Genomic DNA, 20,754 nt, shown 5'->3' on the forward strand with positions numbered 1-20,754 from the left:
GCGAAACCGCATTCATGCGACAACTGGTTCATTATAGCAAAAATTCCGGACATTACATTAATTTGGAAGGGTATAATGGTGGAATATTCCATTGTTTTGCAAAATTCATGGGAGTGCAGGGAACCGTAGAATGACCAAGATCCTGATCGTGGACGACGATAAACGAGTGACCAGCCTGCTGGAAAAATACCTGACAGCGCACCACTACGAGGTGACCGCGATCAACCACAGCTCCAGAGCCATTCAGACCGCAAATTTGATGCATCCCGACCTGTTCATCCTTGACATCATGATGCCGCACCCGGACGGCTATGCCCTGTGCAAATCCCTGCGCGCCGACCCGAATTTTTCACAGACCCCGATCCTGATCATCACCGCCCTGGACAACAGCAACAGCTCCGCCGCCACCTTCGGCGCAAACGCCTACCTGACCAAACCCTTCGACCTCGACGAACTTATTTCAAACATCGAAGCCATCCTGCACGGATAGGGGTATTCGCCGGCGGGGTTTCATCTCAAGATCTCTTCGTCCGCCTGCCCGATCTCCTGATAGATCCTCGCAACCTCCTCCTTCACCTCCACCGTGGCGGAGGGCGTCATGGAAATGAATTTGACCATGTCCCTTGCCTGCCGTAGCAGGTCCTTGACGTTGGCAATATAGGAAAAATCGCGGCGGCCCATCGTCTCAGGGACGGGCAGCTCGCGGGCCTGCTGGATCAGCCTGCGGGCGCGGACGAGGCGCTCTGCGGCGGGGATGAGTTTTGCCATGGTGATACCTCCATCACATTTCGTTCGCACAGGATGGTTTGCCTAACCGCCCTGCTGGTTATCCTGCTCCCAGCGGCGGATGGCGTTCCGGATCCACCCTTTCCGCGTGGACGCGGGTGCCTGCCCCCGTTCGAATTCGATCAACCGCTCCGCCGCGGCGCGGTCTCCGCCCGTCTTTTGGAGCAGGTCGTTATATAAAATGGACGCGTCGAGCGCATCGCCAAAGACATCCGCGGCGGGATACGGTTTGTGGAAGACTCGATGAAAGGCGTCCTTAAGCGGACCGAACACCCCGCCGCCCTGCGGATCCTTTTCCTTGACGCCGTCGGCATCCTCCTCAGGCTCGTACAGGTTGATCCCGCAGTTGGGACAACGGGTCAGTTCGTAGTGGAAATAGGCGCCGCAGTTCGCGCATTCGAACTCGTTCTCAGCAGGCGGGGGATCGATACTGGCGGGCATGGCGGTTTCCTTATCCGCAATCATAATACAGGAACGCCAAAGCGCCATCCCGATCATATCCAGCCGAGGGAAAGCCTTATCGTGAAATGGACTTCCCCACGAGCGACCCGATCCACGTGAAGAGCGCGAAGGGGATCTGGGGGAAGAGCAGGGTCCCGACCCAGCCGAGCAGGCCGCCGCCGAGCATGAAGAACATCGCCACAGGGAACGCCAGCAGGAAGGCGATCAGCACGCTCCAACGCGCCTTGTTCGTGGTTTGACGGTTGAAGAAGAAGAGCAGGATCCATCCGCCCAATGCGCCTGCGAGGAAGAACAAGAGGTAATCGGTAAGCAGGGCATGCGGATTCAACTGCCCGAAGCGCAGGTAATACGTAGCCACCTGCCAGAGCGCCGAGAGCGCTCCTGTTAGAAGGATCCAATATACCGATAAAGTTTTCATGGGAGGTTTCCTTTCGCTGCGGTTTGTGAATGCAGGAAAAGCATGGCACGGCAGCCAGCCTTGAAAACGTGACAGCCATACCTGCGTGGCTGTCACTTCCGGTTACAGACAGGGTGCCTTTCGAACACGGATCAGCGGGACCAAACCACTCCCAGCCAGTCCGTCAATGTATTGGTGGAAGGATCGTAGACGTATGTAAAGGGGAAATTTCCCGCGAGGGCGGGCGGGGCTGTCTGGCAGTAGACAGGCAGGTTGCCCGAAAGGGTAAAGCCTGAGACCGAGAGCGAACCGCGGGCCGATGCGGCGGACAGGAAATCACCCGTATCGGGATCCAGCCCGCAGATGGTTGCGCCGTCGTCATAATAGCGCACGTGACGGACACCGCCGCCCCCGCCGATCGTCAGTCTTTGACTGCTCCCGTCTATGTCGATGGAGGTCCAAACACCGACGAAGGGATCGCGTTTTGCGCCCGCCGGGGACACAAAGAGGACGGATACCAGCAACAGGGCTGCGATGAGAGAGGGAATAAGGATCTTCTTCATTTCTAAATTCTCCTTTCACTTGCTCGACATTACCTATAGGAAAAACGGCACCCATATCTTAAATACATTAAACCAGAATCCGGGGAGATTGTCACCTTTTGCGGATTCCCCCATATTTCCCACCGCAGCCGGCAGGCAACGTCGGGCGGACAGGGCGGGGACTTCCTCCAAATACGTTGTTACATCTTTCGCCTCGCTTTGCATGGATAGATACCTCCAAGATGATCTTTCGCAATCATAACCCGAGGCGCGTTCCCGTCAACCTCTCAAAGTCTGCTCCGATGCGGTTCGAAAAACGCATTGGCTATGCGAAAAATACTCGGAAAACCCATCGGAAAAACATGTAGAAGTCTTTTAAAAAACATTTGGCACACCTCCACCAGAAACCTTGAACGAAGATCATAAGATCTTAATTGTTGCAGCCAAGCTGGACAATCACACTGAAAGAATTGTTAATTACCTGTCTTCGAATTATGGCGTACCTATTAATGCTGTTTTCTTCCAGTACTTCAAGAAGGACAAAGCGAGTATTTATCCCGCTTGTAGTTAATCGATCCCGTTCAGGTTGAAACACAAGCCAGTAAGGTTGTTAAATCACGCTGAAAATAACAATGGAATGGTGTTGTTTTCTACATTTCTACTGGACACAAAAACTAAAGCAGGTCAACAGGGGTAAACAAAGGCTTTCCATTTCCTTGATCTATTGAAGAATTCTGTGCCGCCAGCTCTTGTCCTAACGTGATTGCCTTCGCTATCGCCGCACCAAAGCCCTGTGTGGCAGCCGTTTTCTGCAACTCCTCGATCTCCTCGGGGGATGCTTTCTTGTCCTGCAAATATTCCAGCTGCGCCTTCAAGATCGCCTGTCCCTCCAGCCAGCTGCGGATCTTCCACTGCTCCTGCATGGCCTCCCGCTGGGCTTCGATCGCCGCGTTCCTGACGGCCACCTCCGCCCTTACCTGCGCGATCTGCACATTATTTAATAAAGATTGAATCCAACCATACAAATACAAGAACCATTGCGCCCAAAATAGTATTGATTATCTGAAAGGTTACAAGACTCCCATATATAAATATATATCCTTTTTTATAGCTCCATACTATCAAAACGGCTATCCCACTCGACGCAATCAAATAATACCAAAATCCTATAGAAGGCAACGCCAGAACAATCAGAGAAAATACAACAAAAATTAATCGCAATGGCGCACTAACAAGAACCAGCATCAGCCTGTGTAATTCTCTACGCAGGGATGGATTTGTTCGTCCCAAATATTTGCTTGCCAATTTATATTCTTGAATTAAACTGTACGCTTCTGCAATGTTAAACAAGGTTTGTTCATGACTAGGGAATTCATTGCAAATAATCTCGTAATGCCTTACCGCTTCCTCGTAATTCCTTTTAATTAATTTTATCCTAGCAAGTACTGCATGGGCAATAAAGGATTTGGGATTCATCTTTACAGCTTCATCTCCAAATTTCATTGCATCCTGAATGTTGCCGCTTTCATAAGCAAGCAACATTTTTGTTTCAAAAAGAAATGAGCATTTATGATCCGTGAAGTTTTTTCCAATTTTATTTAATGCCGCGTTAGCATCACCGCTTTGTGCTTCTGACGCATAGGCAAGCGAAACCAAACAATAATAATGCTCACAATCATTGTCGCCGGATTGAATAAACTGTTTAATTTCATTTCTGTTCCTCAGAAAAATATTGTTGTAGATGTTTTCCATAATATCAATAATCCGTAATATCAATAGGATGGTTGCAGTTTAAGCTTTTCCAAAACTGGTGCTATCCCAGGTGCAAATGGAATCAACTTAGGCCACAAAACAAACGCCAAGATTGCGACCGGGACAATCCATACATTAATTTTAACATATGCACCGTCAGTGAGATTTCCTTTGCCGCCGTCTCCTTTAATACTCAAATCTACATAATTTATATCCATACCGATTGATGTGTTGTATAGTTGATTTACTTCTAACCTTGCGCTGACTGAATAACCCAATCCAGCATTTATATCACCTTCATTAACATTAACAGGTGACGCTACTCGAACACCTGCTACAAGCACATTATTTACAGAATCCCAAGAGATGGATGTGGATATGTTTTGATAAGCACTACTCACGCTAGTGCTGTTTGGGTTTACTCGCACATTCGGATTCCCATCTGTTGCTGGACTCCAAGTTGAAACTGTTCCGACCGAAAACAGCTTACCGGGTAAAGAAATAGTAAAAATGGGAATTTCATTTCTTTTCGGAGAGCCTAGTCCCAAGGAGGGAATGATACTTAGCAATTGATTGGCTTTTTCCATCGTAAAAATTGGCACCCACCATGGCTTATCAGCCTGACTTTGCGCCCCCTCCTCGCCCTCCTTCCGGCCCAGATAATACGCCATCAATCCGGCCTGCAGTTCCTGCGCCTGCTGCTCCGCCAGCCAGGCCTCCGCTGCGGACGTGTCCCGCTCCTGCGCCAGGAAATCCTGCAAGACCTGCTCTTTCACTGCCTGCTCTGCCTTCTCCATCACGAGTGTGTTATACAGGGTTTCCACATCCTCTTGCACCGCTCCAAACCCTTGCGCCGCGGCTTTCTCCTTAAGCGCTTGGATACGCAGGTCGTCGTCCTGTGCGCCTTCTTCCTTCAAGGCTTCCAGCTGCGCCTTCAAGATCGCCTGTCCCTGCAGCCAGCTGCGGATCTTCCACTGCTCGCGCATCGCAATGCGGTTGGCTTCAACCGCTGCGTTCCTGGCCTCTACTTCCGCCCTCACCTGCGCGATCTGCGCCGCTTCCTCATCCTGGCGTTTCTTCTGCTGTTCCAATGCCAATGCGGTTGCATAGCCGATCACCGCCGCCATCACGCCCCAAAAGACGCCGTGCCCTGAGCTGGCAGGTTGAGCTTGTCCAAACCCTGTTGAAGGGGTTGGTATGGTCATTTGAAGCGAGTTATGGAACGACGGGTGCCCCTTCATCGGTTATGCATTCTTCGCCAAGGTAAGCCAACTTGCGCAAATCGCTGCCGTCTTGGTTGATGATGTAAACGTGGGAACAAGTCAAGTTATCATATGCCGTACCAATAAATACAACTTCGTTGTCGGCAGCTAACTGAATCCACGCAGATTTTGCCAGACCAGAAACCAGTATTCGATTTTCTGTTCCATCAATCTTTGAAAACAAAATACTGGAAGGAGAGCCGATTTCCTTGTTGTGGCTATACACAATATGATTGTTGTCGGGAGTAAAATTTACGGAATCATACCAGCCTTTTTCATACACCAGACATTTAGTATTTCGTTGTTCCAGGTTGACAAGAAGGCAAATCTGGCTGTCCAAAGTAACCATATCCGTCACAACCCATTTGCCATCAAGCGAAGTGTCAAGCCCATAAAATGCCACCTGAAAACCATTGATGTTCAGTTGCTCAACCTGTCTGGTTGTAATATCTATGGTTGCCAAGTCGGCGTACACATTCCCGTCATTCCCATGCCAAGTAAAAGAAAAGAGCACCTTGTCGTCCTCCGGCGTGAAGGCGAAACTTCCAATCCTCGCATCGTACGGTAAATCTCGAGATGTATCAACTAATTCTGTATGTTCATTGGAGACAGAATTCCACAAGCCAATTTTATTGAAAAAACTTCCATATACATAGGCTACATATCTTCCATTATGAGAAAACTTGGGCGATGAATATACTCTGATATCTTCCAGCAATTTTGCATCGGGGACGTCTTCCACTGAAACACCATCAAGATAAACAAAACGATCTTGCCAGTAGATTTGCTCATGTACCAATACCTCAGGCAGTTCTTCAGGCGAAGATAATTCGCGTGCCGCAGGCTCCAAGACTATGTTTTTTACAGGTGTGATACACCCGGTTAGAAAAAAGAGCAATACGAAAACCTGCCATGTTTGCTTCCTATTCATAAAGTCTCCTATTAAGGGCATATCAGTTGAAAACTCTCTCCAAGGCAGGTATTGCTGGTATTAACTTACCAAGAGCTGCAAACCCTCCCGCTTCCCATGCAAAAATAAGAACTCCAGCCGCCAATAACAAACGCGGCCAACGGTGAATGCTAACTTCTGTTTTGAGCAAAGTGGTGGTGGATGTGGCAATCGTTTCTCCAGTGGACAATGTCACTGGCATAGGGGATATTACCCGTCCAGTAGCCTGCGATACTTTAATGGTTGCCCAGTTTTTTCCAAGAATATCCATGTCGATTGTGCTTACGTTTACTCCTCTAATATCAGGTCTATCTGTAGAAGTTGATATTGTCTGCCCGAAACTTAGAGCAAATGGTTGGATAAAATAATCTACGCGGGAGCCATCAGGTCTTTCCTCCCCTTTCAGGGTAAAACGGCCATTGGAGAAATTAATATCTAGGTACCCAGCAGGGTTTGACGTCAGTTTTAACGACTCATTTATACCGATGGACATCCTCTGAAATACCACACTTTGGAGGATATTTCTTGCCCAAGGTTGATAAGAAACCCATTCGTCTATTGTGGAATTGCCCAAAGAAAATGGCTTTCCAGGCTGAAATGAAACACTCAACCACGAAGGGGGATGCAACACAAATTGCTTTACTTTATCTTCAACCCAATCTTTTGTCTTCTCCCACCATGGCTTATCAGCCTGACTTTGCGCCCCCTCCTCGCCCGCCTTCCTCCCCAAATAATACGCCATCAGACCGGCCTGCTGTTCCTGCGCCTGCTGCTGCGCCTGCCAGGCCTCCGCCGCGGACGTGTCCCGTTCCTTGGACAGGAAGTCCTGCAGCGCATCTTGTTTGGCCTGTTCCGCCTGCTGCTGCGCCGCCAATTGTTGTCCCAACGTGATCGCGTTTGCTATCGCCGCACCAAAGCCCTGTGTGGCGGCCGTTTTCTGCAACTCCTCGATCTCATCAGGCGACGCTTTCTGGTCCTGCAAATATTCCAGCTGCGCCTTCAAGATCGCCTGTCCCTCCAGCCAGCTGCGGATCTTCCACTGCTCGCGCATCGCAATGCGGTTGGCTTCAATGGCTGCGTTCCTGGCCTCTACTTCCGCCCTCACCTGCGCGATCTGTGCCGCTTCTTCATCCTTGCGTTTCTTCTGCTGTTCCAATGCCAATGCGGTTGCATAACCGATCACCGCCGCCGCCATTGCGCCCCACAGCACGTTTGTGCTGGCCGCGGCCGCGACAGCGCCAGCCCCCGCATGGCCGGCGAAACTAAGGCTTTGGGTGCTGGTACTTGAAGCGACACCCCCGCCAACGGACGGCTCGGAATTGCCCTCTCCTCCAGCGCTCCCCTCCAGCCCTTCCCCCTGAGAAAGGGGAGGAGTAAACGCGGGGATGGGTTGAAAATAACTCAGCGGGTTGACCGTTACGATCCCGCTGCGGATGCTTTCGTTGCCCGCCGCGTCTCCCGCCTTGACCGTGATCAGGTACTCGCCTACCGGCGCAGAACTGCCGTCCTTCCACCTGCCATCCCATATGAATTCCTCCTTGAACTTGTTCCCTGTAACGCGCTCCTCCCAGACCACCTTCGGGAAGCGTTCCTTCTCGTCCTCGATCACGATGCGCACCAGGTACAATCCGCTGCCGTCATCCTGCAGGCTGTAGTTGAACGGTTCGCCCAGGTCCAGTTCATCCGTCAGCGCAATGGCCGGCGGAATGCTGTCCACCTTCAGCGCCAGCACTGGTGTTTCATTGATATTGCCGGCGTTGTCCACGGCTTTGAATTGATACCTATACACGCCGTCGGTGAAGGATAACGGCGCGCTGTATGCCGTCCATGCGCCGCCGTCGGCGCTCACTTCAAAGGATGCCAGCCCGGAGGTCGCATCCGTGGCCGCAGCGGTGAGGCTGGTTCGGGTCGTGTGCCAGCCATTCGTCCCGCTCGAGCCGTTGATTTGCAGATCGATATCCGGAGATATCGTGTCCACTTGGGCGCTGAGGCTTCCCATCCGCGAACTGTCACCCCAGGAGGAGAGCGCCCAATATTCAAAGTTGTTTTCGCCTTCCAGCAGTGGAACTTGACAACTGGTTTGAAATTCTGGGCAAGCAAAGATTTCGGTATTGCGTGCGCCTTCGATCAATAAAATCTGATGCCCTGATAGCGGCTCGTTGGCTGTTAGTTCAAGTTGAGGAGCTGTCACGCACCAGCCGTTTTGCAGGGTGCAGTTTTGTAATGTGCCGGTAATCGTCGCTTCGGGATGCGTGAGGGTCGTGTAGCGTACGCTGTATTCCTGTCCCCATTGGGTGCGGCCGTCATTCCATGACTCGCAATCTCCCGGGTAGTTTGCATACGCCTGCCAGGGCTTGCTCTCGTTACTGCATGACCAGTCGTCCACGCGGTGGTAGCGGTAATCCCCCCTGGCCGCCACATACATGCATTCCCACAAGACCACCTTGCACTCCTCCACAGCGGTGGTGACGGTTCTATCCGGTCCCAGGTAGTCCGCGAGGACAGGCGTGGAAAATCCAAGTAATAGAATGATCAGTATGACAAGAAGATGGCTTTTCCGGAACCGCAGCATGCCGCACCTGTTGGTTCCATTGTACAGACAAGACCACGGCAATTCAAGTAGGATACGATTTTTTAAGGTTGGGAATTCCGCAGGTTTTACCCGCGCTTCAACATATCGTCGGTCACCTGGTCGAGGCGCAGGCTGAGAAACTTCAGTTTGCGCGAGCAGGCATATCCGCCCAGCACCAGCAGTAGCATGTCGATGACCGTGAGCAGTAAAAGAAGACGCCTCATGGGAAATTGATGGTTTGAGTGTACCGAAAAATTAGACCTGACAGGTTTTGGAAACCTGTCAGGTCTTTTTTGTTATATCGCTACGGTACCGGGCGGGCGCAATTGAGCGACACAGTGCGGAGCAGTTGCTCGGGCGGCAGTTCCATCGCGCATAGAATGTAGCCTTCACCCGTCGGGCAGGCATTCTCATCCGCCGGTTTCACTTCGGAAAAGTACAGGCAGAGCGCCTCTCCATTTTGGTAGGCGGTCGCCATTCCGCCAATGCCACCCGCGGCATAGGCATCATTCTCCTGCCAGCCAAGGCTGGGCAGGATTGCCCGCACGTCGGGCGGTTCGTTCTCACCCGATACGGAATACGCGATCTGACAGCCGAATCCGCTCTTTTCATTGACGAAATCATTAAAGGGGACCGAACTGACGACTTCTCCGGGCAGCCCGACCATTTGCGACAGCGTGTCCTTCAGGTTCGTACATTCGTCCGCCGCCAACGGCTGAAAGTCGCCTGAAGGTTGTGGAGTTTCAACGATTTCTACGGGAGGCGCGGGGTTCTCGAGCGCGGCGGCGGTTTGAGTCAGAGCGACGATCACCGCCACCTGCACTTCATCCGATGGCTGAGCCGGTCCACAGGCGGATAACAGCATAACCAATACAAACAGAACAATCATCGATACATTATTGAAATTTTTCATATCATACCTTTATATGCAAATATCCGAGGTCTTCGAGACCTTGGATATTTGTTTTATTCTAGCACTCCGAATACCCGCAGGCATAGCACTTACGGCAGCCTTCTTCATTGACCACCGCCGCTTCCCCGCACTCGGGGCACAGGTCGCCGATCTTCATGGCGGGTGCGGAAGGTTCGTTATGTTTGCCGCCCTTCGCTCCCGAAAGGGAGCTGCCGCCGTTCGACTTGACCTCTTCCGTAACGATGCCATTCTTCTCATTCAAATACTGGTCGAGCACCTGACCGATGCCGTCCGGCAGGGAACGCACGCGGTTGGGACCGAAGCCCAGCGAGCGTCCGCCGCCGATGCCGATCAACTGGATGACGATCTCGCGCATCCTGTCCAGCGGGGCAACGGGCGAAGCCATGCGCAAAATATAGGAGATCAGGCGTCCGATGGCTTCGGAGACCGCCGCAATCTCGGAGCCGGCCTTGGCGGTGTTGACGAAAGCCTCGAAGGGCTGGTCGCCGCCATTCTCGTTGATGGTGATGAAGGCTTTGCCGACCGGCGTTTCGATGTTATACGTGCGGCCGGTCAACGCCCTGGGGCGCGCCTTCTTCGTCCCATGCCACATCAATGTTTCAGACGCCGGTTGAGTGGAGCGGGCGCTCTTCCCGCCCGCATCGAGACCCGGCGACTTCTTATCCGCCGTGGCTTTGGTCTCCAGCACCACGGTCTCGCGCGAGCCGGTCACATACACGGTGATGCCCTTGCAGCCGAGTTCCCACGCCATCAGGTAGGCTTTGGCAACGTCCTGCTCGCTGGCGTTCTCATGGAAGTTGACGGTCTTCGAGAGCGAGTTGTCCACGAAGGCTTGCAGCGCGCCCTGCATGAGCACATGCTCCTCGGCGGAAATATCCGCGGAGACCACGAAGGTATCGCGCACAGCCTGCGGGATCTCGGCGATGTTCTGGCAGGTGCCCTCGTTCATCACCTGTTCCACGATCTCCTGGCGCTTCTCCTCGCCGAGCCCGAGTTTCTTCAAGGTCTCATCGAAGCGCGGGCTGGCATAGGTCAACCTGAGGTCCTTGCCGTTGTCGTTGACGTGGCGGATATAGGCCAGCGCAAAGACGGGTTCACAGCCATAGCCTTCACAACCTGCGACGGTGGCGATGGTGCCGGTCGGCGCGACGGTGGTCTGCGCGGCATTGCGGATGCCGTGCTTTTTGATGCCCTTGACCACCGCCTCCCACTTAACCTCGGGCCTGTTCCAGTTATGCTGATAGCCGGCCAGCGGCTTGGGCGCCTGCCATTTCATGTCGTCCATGTCGTAGATCGAACCCTGGATGGCGGGGAACGGTCCGCGCTCCTCGGCCAGATCGATGCTGGTCAGCATGGCGTGATAGCGCACAAATTCCATCACCTGCGCGCCGAACTCCTGTCCCTCCTGCGAACCGTAGCGCACGCCGGCGTGATACATCAAATCCGCGAGGCCCATGATGCCCAGCCCGATGCGGCGCGCCTTGTGCGCGGCTTCGACGAGTTGGGGCACGGCCGGCACATAGGCATTCGCCTCCACCACATCATCGAGGAAGCGCGTGGCGGTGACCACGCTCTGCCGCAAGGTCTCCCAATCGACTGTGCCGCGTCCCTCTTTGTCGGCCGGTCCGCAGTGCTCGTTGAGGTTGACAGAGCCAAGACAGCAGTTCTCGTACGGTCCCAGCCACTGCTCGCCGCAGTTATGAACCACCAGACCATTTGCAACAAATGCATGTGTATCAGGCTGATGTAAATCGTACACAGCCTCAACACCATCGGGCTCAACCGCCTGCACTGTCGCAAGGAATGTTTCTTCATAAGGTCCGCGGATCATTCGGCTGAGATAATCAGCCAGCTTGGATTGTTTGGCTTCAGTCAGGAAACCGATCTCATTCGCAAAGCGGATCAAGTTGGTTTTACCGATTGCCAGATCGTGCTGTGCTTGATGGAAATATTCTTTTGCGCCGCCTTTTCCATCGGGCATGGGGCGGTATCCGCTTAAACGGCGATTTTCGTAAATACGGCTTGCAATGCCAAAATTTAAAAGCAATCGTTGCGTATCTTTCAAGAGGGAAAGATGGCTGGAGGAAAGTCGCACAGTGCATCCCTTTTCACGGCCATCGCTCACCTGTCCATCCGCAGTAAATAAGGCTTGTAGAAAACCACGCTGAATCAATTCACTACCAGAAAAAACCGCCGAAGGAACAAAGTGTTTTTTATTTTCTGTAATCCCAAATTGCGCCGCCCAGTCGCGCAAGCGGTCAGAAGCAACTCGCGCTTCGTTGCGCCCGTCGACACTCACAATTCCAACAGGATAAGAGCGGTGTTGATCAGATTTTTCAACAAGGTTTGTCACCATCTCAGCAAATGCGGGAGCTAATTCCTGTTTTTCATCTCCAAAGAACGAAAGCACGGCACGGACAACATTCACCGTACCATCTCCCACCAGCCAGCCAAGTACGTGTCCTTCTTCAAGAGTACCGCTTTGACCAAATCCGCCTTTTCGATTTAAGATGTGAACACGATCCCCTGATTGCAGTTTCCCCGCTTCCACCCAGCCACGGGAGGTCATGACACGATGATCTTCCGTCAGGCGTAATTCATAACCTTCGCGAGTCATCAGGCGATAAACAGGTTTTGTTCCAGTCTGGAAAACATGAGTAGCAGGCAGGAAGGTATCGGTGCCGAAGCGAGCGTCAGATGTAATATTGATATCATGTCCATCAGCAGCCAATTCATCCACACGACGTAAGCCTTGATCTGTAAAAATCAAGGTATCACCTGTCACGCACGGATTGGTCGCCTCGAGCGGATACAAATGCGGGACGGGATTGCCGCGGTTGGCCGCATCCAAAAACAACATGCCGGGTTCCCCGTTATGATGCGCCTGTTTGACGATCCTGTTGAACAGTTCACGCGCCTTGACCTTCTTGTAGGTGTTGATCTTGATGCCCGCGGCTTCGGCCTGCTCGAGCGTGCCTTTAAATCCTTTTTGCTTCATTTCGGCAAGGTCGGGGAAGCGCAGTTCCCATTCCCTGTCCTTCTTCACAGCCTGCATGAACGCATCCGTGATGCCGACGGAAATGTTGAAGTTGGTGATGTGGTTCTCGTTGGTCTTGCAGGTGATGAAATCCTCCACGTCGGGATGGTCCACGCGCAGGACAGCCATGTTCGCGCCGCGCCTTGTGCCGCCCTGCGCGATCTCGCCAAAGGCATGGTCGTACACGCGCAGGAAGCCGACGGGTCCCGTTGCCTGCCCGGCCGAGCTTTGCACAAATCCGCCTTTGGGGCGCAAACGAGAGAAGGAGAAGCCGTTGCCGCCGCCGGTCTGCTGGATCAACGCCGCATCGCGCAGGGTTTGAAAGATGCCGGCCGAATCGCGCCCCATGTCATCGGTGATGGGCAGTACGAAACAGGCGGCCAGCTGTCCCAGCGGAGTTCCCGCACCGGTAAAGGTGGGAGAGTTCGGGAAAAACTTCCTGCCGGACAGCAGGTGGTAATACTCAACCGTGCGCTCCGGAACATCCGCGCCCCACTGCGCCTCCACCTTCGCAACGTGATAGGCCACGCGCCAGAACATCTCCTCGACGTTCTCGGCGGGCTTGCCGTCGTCGCCGCGGCGGACGTAGCGTTTCATCAACACCTGGCGGGCGTTATCGGTCAACTGCGCCTTCGGCAGTCCCCTGGGCAGGGGGGGCGTGGGCAGGAGTCCGTTCTTTACCTTGGGTTCGGTGGATTTTGTTGCCATGTGACACTCTCCTGTAAATATTTTCGTTTTAGCGCAGGGGCGACCCTTCATGTTTTCGACAACGACTTTCTCATCCAGGGCGGGTCACCCTACAGAATTTCACAGATTCAAAAAGGCAAAGACACTCCCCCCTTGCGAGGGGGTGTCTGTGCCTTGGATTAGTCTTCCAGCAGCTGATCGATTTCCGTGCGGATGGACTGGAGATCATCCAGCCCCAAATACACGATCGCATAGCGGATGTATGCGATCTGGTCCGTTTCCTTCAGGGTGGCCATGACCAGATCCCCCACCACGCGGGAGGAGACCTCGGCCTTGCCCAGTTTGGTCAATTGAGTTTCAACCTGTCCGATCATGCGCTCGATATCCGCCGCGGAGACGGGGCGTTTGGCGCACGAAATACGGATGCCGCGCGCCAGTTTCTCGCGGTCGAACTCCTCACGCGCGCCGTCCTGCTTGATGATGAGCGGTGTGGCAAGGATGGGGCGTTCGTAACTGCTGAAACGCTGTCTGCACTTCAGGCACTCGCGGCGGCGGCGAATGCCTCCGTGGCTGTCATGCGAGGTGTCGAGAACTTTAGAATCGTGATGTTTGCAATACGGACAACGCATCCGAAATGTGCTCCATTATTAGAACAAATGTCACAGCCATATATGGGCATATGCGCACTACATCCCCGTACATATGGTCATAGTGTGGGGGATTTTACCCCCTCCCCAATGCATTGACAAGGGGTGATTGGTATACGTGAATCTTAAAATATTGCGGACATCGCCCCGCTTCCTGCGCAACGGACGGTTGATTCTGTTTCGAGTTAATCGTCATCACCAGGATGGAGTTTTTTGATCCGAAGCAATCCAACCGCAAAATTGGGGATTGCTTCCCCGCAACAAATGCGGCTCGCAATGACATGGCCTCAGCTTTATAGATCCTTCAAAAACTTCATCACATGCGGATTGAATCTCTCAGGGTGGCATTGATGCGGGACGTGCCCGCAAACCGGGAAGGTGTGCATCCCTTTCAGGTTGGGGAGCGATTTCGCCAGCTGCAGGAAGGATGCCGGGGCGATGGTCTGGTCGCGTCCGCCCCATAAGAGCAGAGTCGGATGGTGCAGGCGGGACAGGTCAAACGTCAGGGAGGGAAGCGTGCGCGGGATGTTGTAAATCCCCGAGGAGGCGCGTTTGTAGTCCAGCGCAGTCTGGTAACGGATATGTTCGGGCAGGATATGCGTCTCGCGGTTCCCGATGTAGAAGTTGAAATTGCTCACGTCCACCAGAAAGCGGAAGAGGCGGTACGGCGTGCGCTCAATCAGATGGGTGTTGACGAGTTGATGGCGGAAGACCCTCTGCATCATCGGCGGCAGCTGCTTGATGTCATAGAACGGATTGACCAGCACCAGCGCGCGTACCCGTTCGGGATGACGCAGCGCATACAACAACGACAATCCGCCGCCGAGGGAATGACCGATGAGGACCATGGGCTCATGACGCTGGAGCGTATCGATCCACTTGGAAAAATGTGCGAAGGTGTTTTCCACCGTATAGGCAGAGGGATGCGCGGGCTTTTCACTCTCGCCGTGCCCGAGCAGGTCAAGCGCATGGCCCGCATAGCCCGAAGCGGCAAGTTCGGGGAGCAGGTCGTCCCAATCGTGAAGCGAGGCAGCCAGCCCATGCGCGAGAATGACCGGCGTTCCCGTGCCTTGTCCAACGTAATTTACTTTTTGTTCATTCCCAAGCAACCTTGCGCGGTACACGCTGCCTTTTAGATCAACTGCTGTCATATACTCCTGCAACCATAAGTGGAATTCCCATCCCGAGTCCGGGGGGTTCGTAATCATAAACGGAATCTTCCAATTTGGGTAATTCTACTTTCGCAGTCTGCGATCTGGAAAGGGTACATCCCTCACATGGAAAGACCTGCTGGAGCATACAGCTCTCGCAGGTCTTTCCATGTAGCTTCATCCCAAAAACCGCGCGAGGGATGAGATAACTTTCTGCCTGTCCATTAGCTACGGAGCTTCAACAGGCTCAGGATTGGGGGGAAGGATAGGTTCGGCGGTATATTCCGAAGGCAGCACGCCGGTCAGCGCCCGCATGAAGGTAACCATGTCGTCAACCTGACTGTCCGGCAGTTTATTGCCCAACTGATGACGAGCCATCAACTGCACCATGGATTCCAGGGTCGGGATGCTGCCATCATGAAGGTAGGGGCCGGTCACGGCGATATTGCGCAGGCCGGGAACTTTGAAAGAGTACTTGTCGGCTTCGTTCTGGGTGACATTGTATCGGCCAAGATCATTGGTCGTGTAAGGTTCCTTTGTACCCAGGGTGGTGTACATGCGGCCACCCAGGGCAGGGCCGCTATGACAACTGGCACAGCCGGTTTCGATGAAAAGCACAAACCCGCGTTTTTCCTGTTCTGTGAGGGCATCCATGTTGCCTGCCAGGAAATCATCAAACCGTCCGGGGGTCAGCAATCGTCGCTCAAACGCGCCGATTGCCTGTCCAACATGATCATAGGTGATGGGATCCGAATCGCCGGGAAATGCGGCCTGGAAGTAAGGCAGGTACCCAGGGATTGACTTAAGCACATCGACAACATAATCACCGCTGGGCATGCCCATTTCGCCACCAGCCAGAATCGGACCCTTGGCTTGCTCCTCCACAGTGGGGACGCGTCCATCCCAGAATTGGGCAACATGAAGTGCTGCATTGTATACGGTCGGTGAGTTACGACCGACCGGATTCCCGGAGTGGCCGAATGAGAAACGCAGACCGTCCATGCCGTAATTGTTGAGCCCATGACAGGTATTGCAGGACATCTGCCCATTGATGGAAATGCGCTGCTCATAATACAGCATCCGTCCAAGATCAACCAAAGGTTCGCTCATCTCATATTCGCTGGGTGTCACCTCCTCGGGCAGGGTCCCAAAGATTCCAAGCATACCATCCGTGATTTCAGACGCGGCTTCCTCCCCAGTCGCAGAGCTACACGCAGAAAATAATACCAAAGCCAGAGCAAGGGCAGTGATGGAAAAGAGGGTTTTTCTATTCATGTTCATTCTCCTTTTAATTGTAGAAAGCCGGCATACCCAAATCTTAGCTTTTCATTATGTACTGGAACTCATCTCACAAACACCGGCATGCCATTCTGAGGGAGCGAAGCGGCCAAAGAGCGTCATGAAAACAGGCACACGGATTCATCGCCATGCTTAGGAGGATATTTTGAGACAGGTTCTCATTATTTTAGGCTACATGAGAGTGGCATGTCCATCGCCCACTAGGATGATTTTTTACCTGATGTATGATCCCCGATAATAAAAAAACGAGCCCCGTGATGGGGGCTTTTGCCAATCAACCAACGATTTTTCCAAACGCGGATTTTCAGTTTCGCAAGTCGGCGCTATTCTTCCACACACGCGAGGATGACGCCTGCCGCATTCTCTGTTCCTTTTTCGGCGCGAATCTTTTCACCCAAATCCCGCGCGGCAGAATTAATGTCATCAATCAACGCAGACTGAATTCCCTTTGCAAGATTTTCCGCGGTCAGTTTTTTACGGGGTATCGGTTTTGCGCCGGCACCCAGTTCGTACACGCGCCGCCCCCATGCGTATTGGTCGTTGGCATGCGGGACAATCACACTTGGCACACCAGCGCGCAAACCTTCGGCGGTTGTCCCGGCCCCTCCATGGTGTACCACGGCAGCCATGCGCGGGAAGAGCCATGCATGCGGCACGCTCTCGAGCATGAAGATGTTTTCAGGCAGGCGCTCCAATTTGGACATCCCCTTCCAGCCCGTTGCCAAGACCCCGCGCTGGCCGGACATTCGCAACGCTTCGATGACCAAGGCCGTGGTCCGTTCTGCCCCGTCAAAACCGGCCATGCTCCCGAAGCCGATGTATATGGGTTTGCTTCCGTTTTGCAGAAATTCAATCAACTCAGGCATGGGAGACCAGTCCGCTGTTTCATCCAGAAACCAGTATCCTGTCGTATGGACATTGGAGGGTCTGTCTTTTGGTGTATGAAAAACATAGTTGCTGCACGAAATGATCGTAGGCAAACGTCTTGTGGTCTGCCCGCTGAACGGGCTGGAATATCCCTGTGGCGATGTCCCAAACTCCTGTTTCCAGTATGCTTTCAGCGGCGATGAAGATGCCATCCACATGATCTGTTCGAAGATCTTATGACTCAGGAAATTGAAAGCCTCTCCAAAACGGGGCATATCGTAAAAGATCAGCGCAGGATACTCGCGTGTCGCGGTCATGGGAAATGGTGTCGCAAGCACGCTAGGAATATTGAAATGCCGTGCCGCAAAATATCCGATGGCTGCGCCGGGGTGATAGACAACGACATCCGAATCCCTGCAGGCATTGAATAAATCCTGCTGAAGGTCGAACAAATGAACCTTAAGTTCGTTAAAACTGAGCATAAGTTTCAGCGGATTATCCACCTGCATGGCTTTCTTCCCGCTCTCCCCGCCGGCGACCAGGGAAACATCACCGCGAATCGGGAAGTAATCCAGCCCATATGATCTTACAAAGGATTCATAATTCTGGAACGCGGCAAAACGCACAGCATGCCCTGCTTTTTTTAATTCGATGCCCAATGCAATATACGGCTGAGTATCCCCACGCGTGCCTGTGCTGAGAATTGTAATATTCACAAAAGAAGTGCCCGCTTTCTATTCGCTTGCAATCTGTTTCCCGTAGCGTTTGGCCAGTTCACGGCGCAAAACCTTGCCGATGAACGTGCGCGGGAACTCGTCCATGAAGATGACGAAGCGCGGGACAAGATGCGGCGGAAGCCTGCGCTTGCAGTAGGCCAGGATGGACTCGGCGCTGGGCTTTTCCCGGCCCGCAATGACAAACGCGAAGGGATGGCCTGCCACGGCCACCACCGCCACTTCCTTGATCTGCGGGATCTCGTAGATGACCTCTTCCACATCCCGCGGGAAGGCGGGTTCCCGGCCCGCCTTTTCAGGGTACCACATATCCGCTTTACGGGCGATGATGCGGCAGAAACCGTCTTCGTCCATTTGAGCCACATCGCCGGTCAGCAGCCAGCCGTCCTTGGTCAGCACTTCATTGGTGGCGGCTTCATTCTTCCAGTAGCCCATCATTACCTGCGGACCGCGGATCGCCAGTTCGCCGATCTGCCCGGGCTCCACTTCCTTGCGCGAGGTTTTCAAATCCACGACCGCCGCCTGCGTGGACGGAAGCGGCACGCCGATCGTGCCGATGCGGCGGTTCTTGTTCATTGGGTTGGCGTGCGTGACGGGCGAGGCTTCAGTCAAGCCATAGCCTTCGACAAGCTTCCCCTTGGTGAGTTTCTCGAAGGCTTCCTGCACTTCCACAGGCAGGGGCGCGGAGCCGCTGATGCAGGCTTTGATGGAATGGATGCCATACTTGCGCACACCGCGGAAATTGTTGATGGCCACATACATGCTTGGCGAGCCGGGGAAGATGGTCGGCTTGTATTTTTTTATGGTCTTCAACACATCCAAAATCTGGAATTGCGGCTTGAGGATCATCGCCGCACCAATCGAGACGGGCACATTCAAGGCGGCGGTCATGCCATAACTATGGAAGAACGGCACAACGCACAGGAAGCGTTCCCTGCCCGCATCCGCGTCGGGCAGCCAGTGGCGGGTCTGCAAGGCGTTCGCAACAAGGTTACGATGCGACAACATCACACCCTTGGATTGCGCCGTCGTACCGCCCGTAAACATGATCACAGCCAAGTCTTCGGGGGAAACATCCACGCTGGGGGATTTTTTGCCGTGCTGGGCGAGCCAGCGCTTCCAATGCAGCGCATTCGATACATCCAGGCCGCGATTGCGCCAGCGTGAGATCAGGTATTTGGGCAGGACGAGATAATCCGCGGGATCGGTCAGCACCACATGCGGCACCCCTGTCTCCTGGCGGATCTGCCTTGCCAGGCCGGACCATGTCGAAAGGGTGACCAGCATGCTCGCATCCGCATCCCTGACCTGGCGTGCCAACTCCTCAGGCTCGGTCATGGGCGGCATCATCACAACCGTCGCACCCGCCTTCAACGCACCGTAATAGGCCACAACCATTTGGGGAATGTTCGGTAAAAGCAGAACCACGCGCGCGCCTTTGCCAAGTCCCTGTGCAAGCAGGGCATTCGCAAAACGGTTGGCTTCGTGGTTCAACCGTCGATACGTAAATTTGGCGCCTTCGAAATAAACGGCGGGACGGTTCGGAAAGCGCCTGACGGATGAGCGCAATAAAAGATGTGCGGGAATGCGCGGTACGTCCACGGTGAACGGCACGCCGTCATCATATTGGTTGAGCCAGACGCGCTCACGCTTAATTTCCTCACGCAGGGATTTCGGTGCGGCAAAGGAGGAATCACGCCACGTTTTTTTGGATTCACCTTTAAGGAAGCCGTCGATCGCCCGGTCCACTGCCGCGCGCCTCTCCAGCATGACCATGTGGCCCGATACACGCACATCGACATCCTCCGCCCCCGGAATGGACTGTGCCACCTTCTCGAACAGCGGACGGTCGAAGACATAATCGCGGTGTCCGCGGATGACCATGGTGGGAACCTGCAAATTGGCGAGTTTTTCCCAGCCCACCCATTTGGACATGTTGCGGTCGTAACATTCCTTGAGTGCATGAGGCGGGGCGTGAAGCCATGAACGCGTGAACGGGCCGATCACACGCAGGACAGACATCGGCAGACTCAAACCCAGTCTGAACATTGGATTCAATCTGAATTCACCCGCCGTTGCGATCAGGATCAATTTTTCGATGTGATCGGGATGATTAAGGGCATAGTCTGTGACAACGGCTCCGCCGAAGGAGTGGCCGACCAAAACAAACGGCGTGGATACGTTCAACTGGGTCAGGGCAGTTTCCAGGTCCAGCTGGAGACGCTGCATGTCGTAGCCGCTGGTCGGTTTATCGGAAAGACCGTGTCCGCGCAAGTCCAATGCAACGACGCGGTTATCCAGCGCGAATTTTTGCATCTGGTACTTCCATTGTTCCGCCTTGCCGCCGAATCCATGAATGAAAACGATGGTGCGCTGGGGGCGTTCAGGCGAAACATCAATTGCAGAAAGACGGATGAGGGGATCGGACGAAATGCGGATTTCGTGGCGGTAGAGGTCGAGGTCTATATCCATCGTCTGATTATACTTTACATGAAAACTCTTATTCCTCCATGTCCATTGGAGAAGTTTACATGAGACGGGGGTGAATGTCAATTTCAAGACAAAGAGAAAACCCGCTTTGACGAATCCCCTCCAATCTGCTATAATCACCGCAGTTTAAGTTGACTTTTTACTGCCCTGAGGCAGTTTTGTTTGGCAAGGCGTTTTGTGTTCGAA

The 20,754-nt window shown here is 53.6% G+C and carries 18 protein-coding genes; 1 reads left to right on the forward strand and 17 read right to left on the reverse strand.

What is annotated here, in order from left to right; translation table 11 throughout:
• Window positions 1–130: 130 nt before the first annotated feature.
• Window positions 131–490, forward strand: coding sequence for a response regulator transcription factor (locus QY332_16750; GenBank protein WKZ35264.1), 360 nt, complete (start codon window positions 131–133; stop codon window positions 488–490).
• A gap of 20 nt (window positions 491–510) precedes the next feature.
• Here the strand turns inward: QY332_16750 and QY332_16755 are convergent, their stop codons facing one another.
• The 17 genes from QY332_16755 to QY332_16835 form a co-directional block, all read right to left on the reverse strand.
• Complete coding sequence (locus QY332_16755) at window positions 511–768, reverse strand: hypothetical protein (GenBank protein ID WKZ35265.1); 258 nt, start codon at window positions 766–768, stop codon at window positions 511–513.
• A 42-nt stretch (window positions 769–810) separates the two neighbouring features.
• Window positions 811–1,227 carry a hypothetical protein gene (locus tag QY332_16760; protein WKZ35266.1) on the reverse strand — a complete coding sequence of 139 codons (417 nt, stop codon included), beginning with the start codon at window positions 1,225–1,227 and terminating at the stop codon, window positions 811–813.
• Window positions 1,228–1,303: 76 nt separating this feature from the next.
• Window positions 1,304–1,666, reverse strand: coding sequence for a hypothetical protein (locus tag QY332_16765; protein WKZ35267.1), 363 nt, complete (start codon window positions 1,664–1,666; stop codon window positions 1,304–1,306).
• 131 nt (window positions 1,667–1,797) lie between these two features.
• Window positions 1,798–2,208 carry a hypothetical protein gene (locus tag QY332_16770; GenBank protein ID WKZ35268.1) on the reverse strand — a complete coding sequence of 137 codons (411 nt, stop codon included), beginning with the start codon at window positions 2,206–2,208 and terminating at the stop codon, window positions 1,798–1,800.
• 653 nt (window positions 2,209–2,861) lie between these two features.
• A complete protein-coding gene (locus tag QY332_16775; protein ID WKZ35269.1) occupies window positions 2,862–3,179 on the reverse strand; it encodes a hypothetical protein in 318 nt (105 codons plus the stop codon).
• 1 nt (window position 3,180) lies between these two features.
• A complete protein-coding gene (locus QY332_16780) occupies window positions 3,181–3,939 on the reverse strand; it encodes a hypothetical protein (GenBank protein ID WKZ35270.1) in 759 nt (252 codons plus the stop codon).
• Window positions 3,940–3,959: 20 nt separating this feature from the next.
• Entirely contained in the window at window positions 3,960–5,144 is a 1,185-nt protein-coding gene (locus QY332_16785; GenBank protein WKZ35271.1) for a hypothetical protein, read from the reverse strand.
• Window positions 5,145–5,154: 10 nt separating this feature from the next.
• The gene (locus QY332_16790; GenBank protein WKZ35272.1) at window positions 5,155–6,132 is read right to left on the reverse strand and encodes a hypothetical protein; all 978 of its coding nucleotides are present in this window, start codon (window positions 6,130–6,132) and stop codon (window positions 5,155–5,157) included.
• A 22-nt stretch (window positions 6,133–6,154) separates the two neighbouring features.
• A complete protein-coding gene (locus QY332_16795) occupies window positions 6,155–8,722 on the reverse strand; it encodes a hypothetical protein (GenBank protein WKZ35273.1) in 2,568 nt (855 codons plus the stop codon).
• Window positions 8,723–8,808: 86 nt separating this feature from the next.
• Window positions 8,809–8,946: a hypothetical protein gene (locus QY332_16800; GenBank protein WKZ35274.1), complete on the reverse strand. Its 138-nt coding sequence runs from the start codon at window positions 8,944–8,946 to the stop codon at window positions 8,809–8,811.
• An 80-nt stretch (window positions 8,947–9,026) separates the two neighbouring features.
• Window positions 9,027–9,635 carry a hypothetical protein gene (locus tag QY332_16805; GenBank protein ID WKZ35275.1) on the reverse strand — a complete coding sequence of 203 codons (609 nt, stop codon included), beginning with the start codon at window positions 9,633–9,635 and terminating at the stop codon, window positions 9,027–9,029.
• 58 nt (window positions 9,636–9,693) lie between these two features.
• Entirely contained in the window at window positions 9,694–13,401 is a 3,708-nt protein-coding gene (locus QY332_16810) for an LAGLIDADG family homing endonuclease (GenBank protein ID WKZ35276.1), read from the reverse strand.
• Between the two features lie 158 nt (window positions 13,402–13,559).
• The gene (nrdR, locus tag QY332_16815) at window positions 13,560–14,009 is read right to left on the reverse strand and encodes a transcriptional regulator NrdR (protein ID WKZ35277.1); all 450 of its coding nucleotides are present in this window, start codon (window positions 14,007–14,009) and stop codon (window positions 13,560–13,562) included.
• A gap of 311 nt (window positions 14,010–14,320) precedes the next feature.
• Window positions 14,321–15,178: an alpha/beta hydrolase gene (locus tag QY332_16820; GenBank protein WKZ35278.1), complete on the reverse strand. Its 858-nt coding sequence runs from the start codon at window positions 15,176–15,178 to the stop codon at window positions 14,321–14,323.
• 228 nt (window positions 15,179–15,406) lie between these two features.
• Complete coding sequence (locus QY332_16825; protein ID WKZ35279.1) at window positions 15,407–16,453, reverse strand: cytochrome c peroxidase; 1,047 nt, start codon at window positions 16,451–16,453, stop codon at window positions 15,407–15,409.
• Between the two features lie 347 nt (window positions 16,454–16,800).
• Window positions 16,801–18,060, reverse strand: coding sequence for a glycosyltransferase (locus tag QY332_16830; GenBank protein WKZ35280.1), 1,260 nt, complete (start codon window positions 18,058–18,060; stop codon window positions 16,801–16,803).
• Window positions 18,061–18,078: 18 nt separating this feature from the next.
• The gene (locus tag QY332_16835; protein ID WKZ35281.1) at window positions 18,079–20,550 is read right to left on the reverse strand and encodes an alpha/beta fold hydrolase; all 2,472 of its coding nucleotides are present in this window, start codon (window positions 20,548–20,550) and stop codon (window positions 18,079–18,081) included.
• Between the last annotated feature and the right edge of the window lie 204 nt (window positions 20,551–20,754).

The sequence above is a fragment of the Anaerolineales bacterium genome (assembly GCA_030583885.1).
Taxonomy (GTDB): domain Bacteria; phylum Chloroflexota; class Anaerolineae; order Anaerolineales; family Villigracilaceae; genus Villigracilis.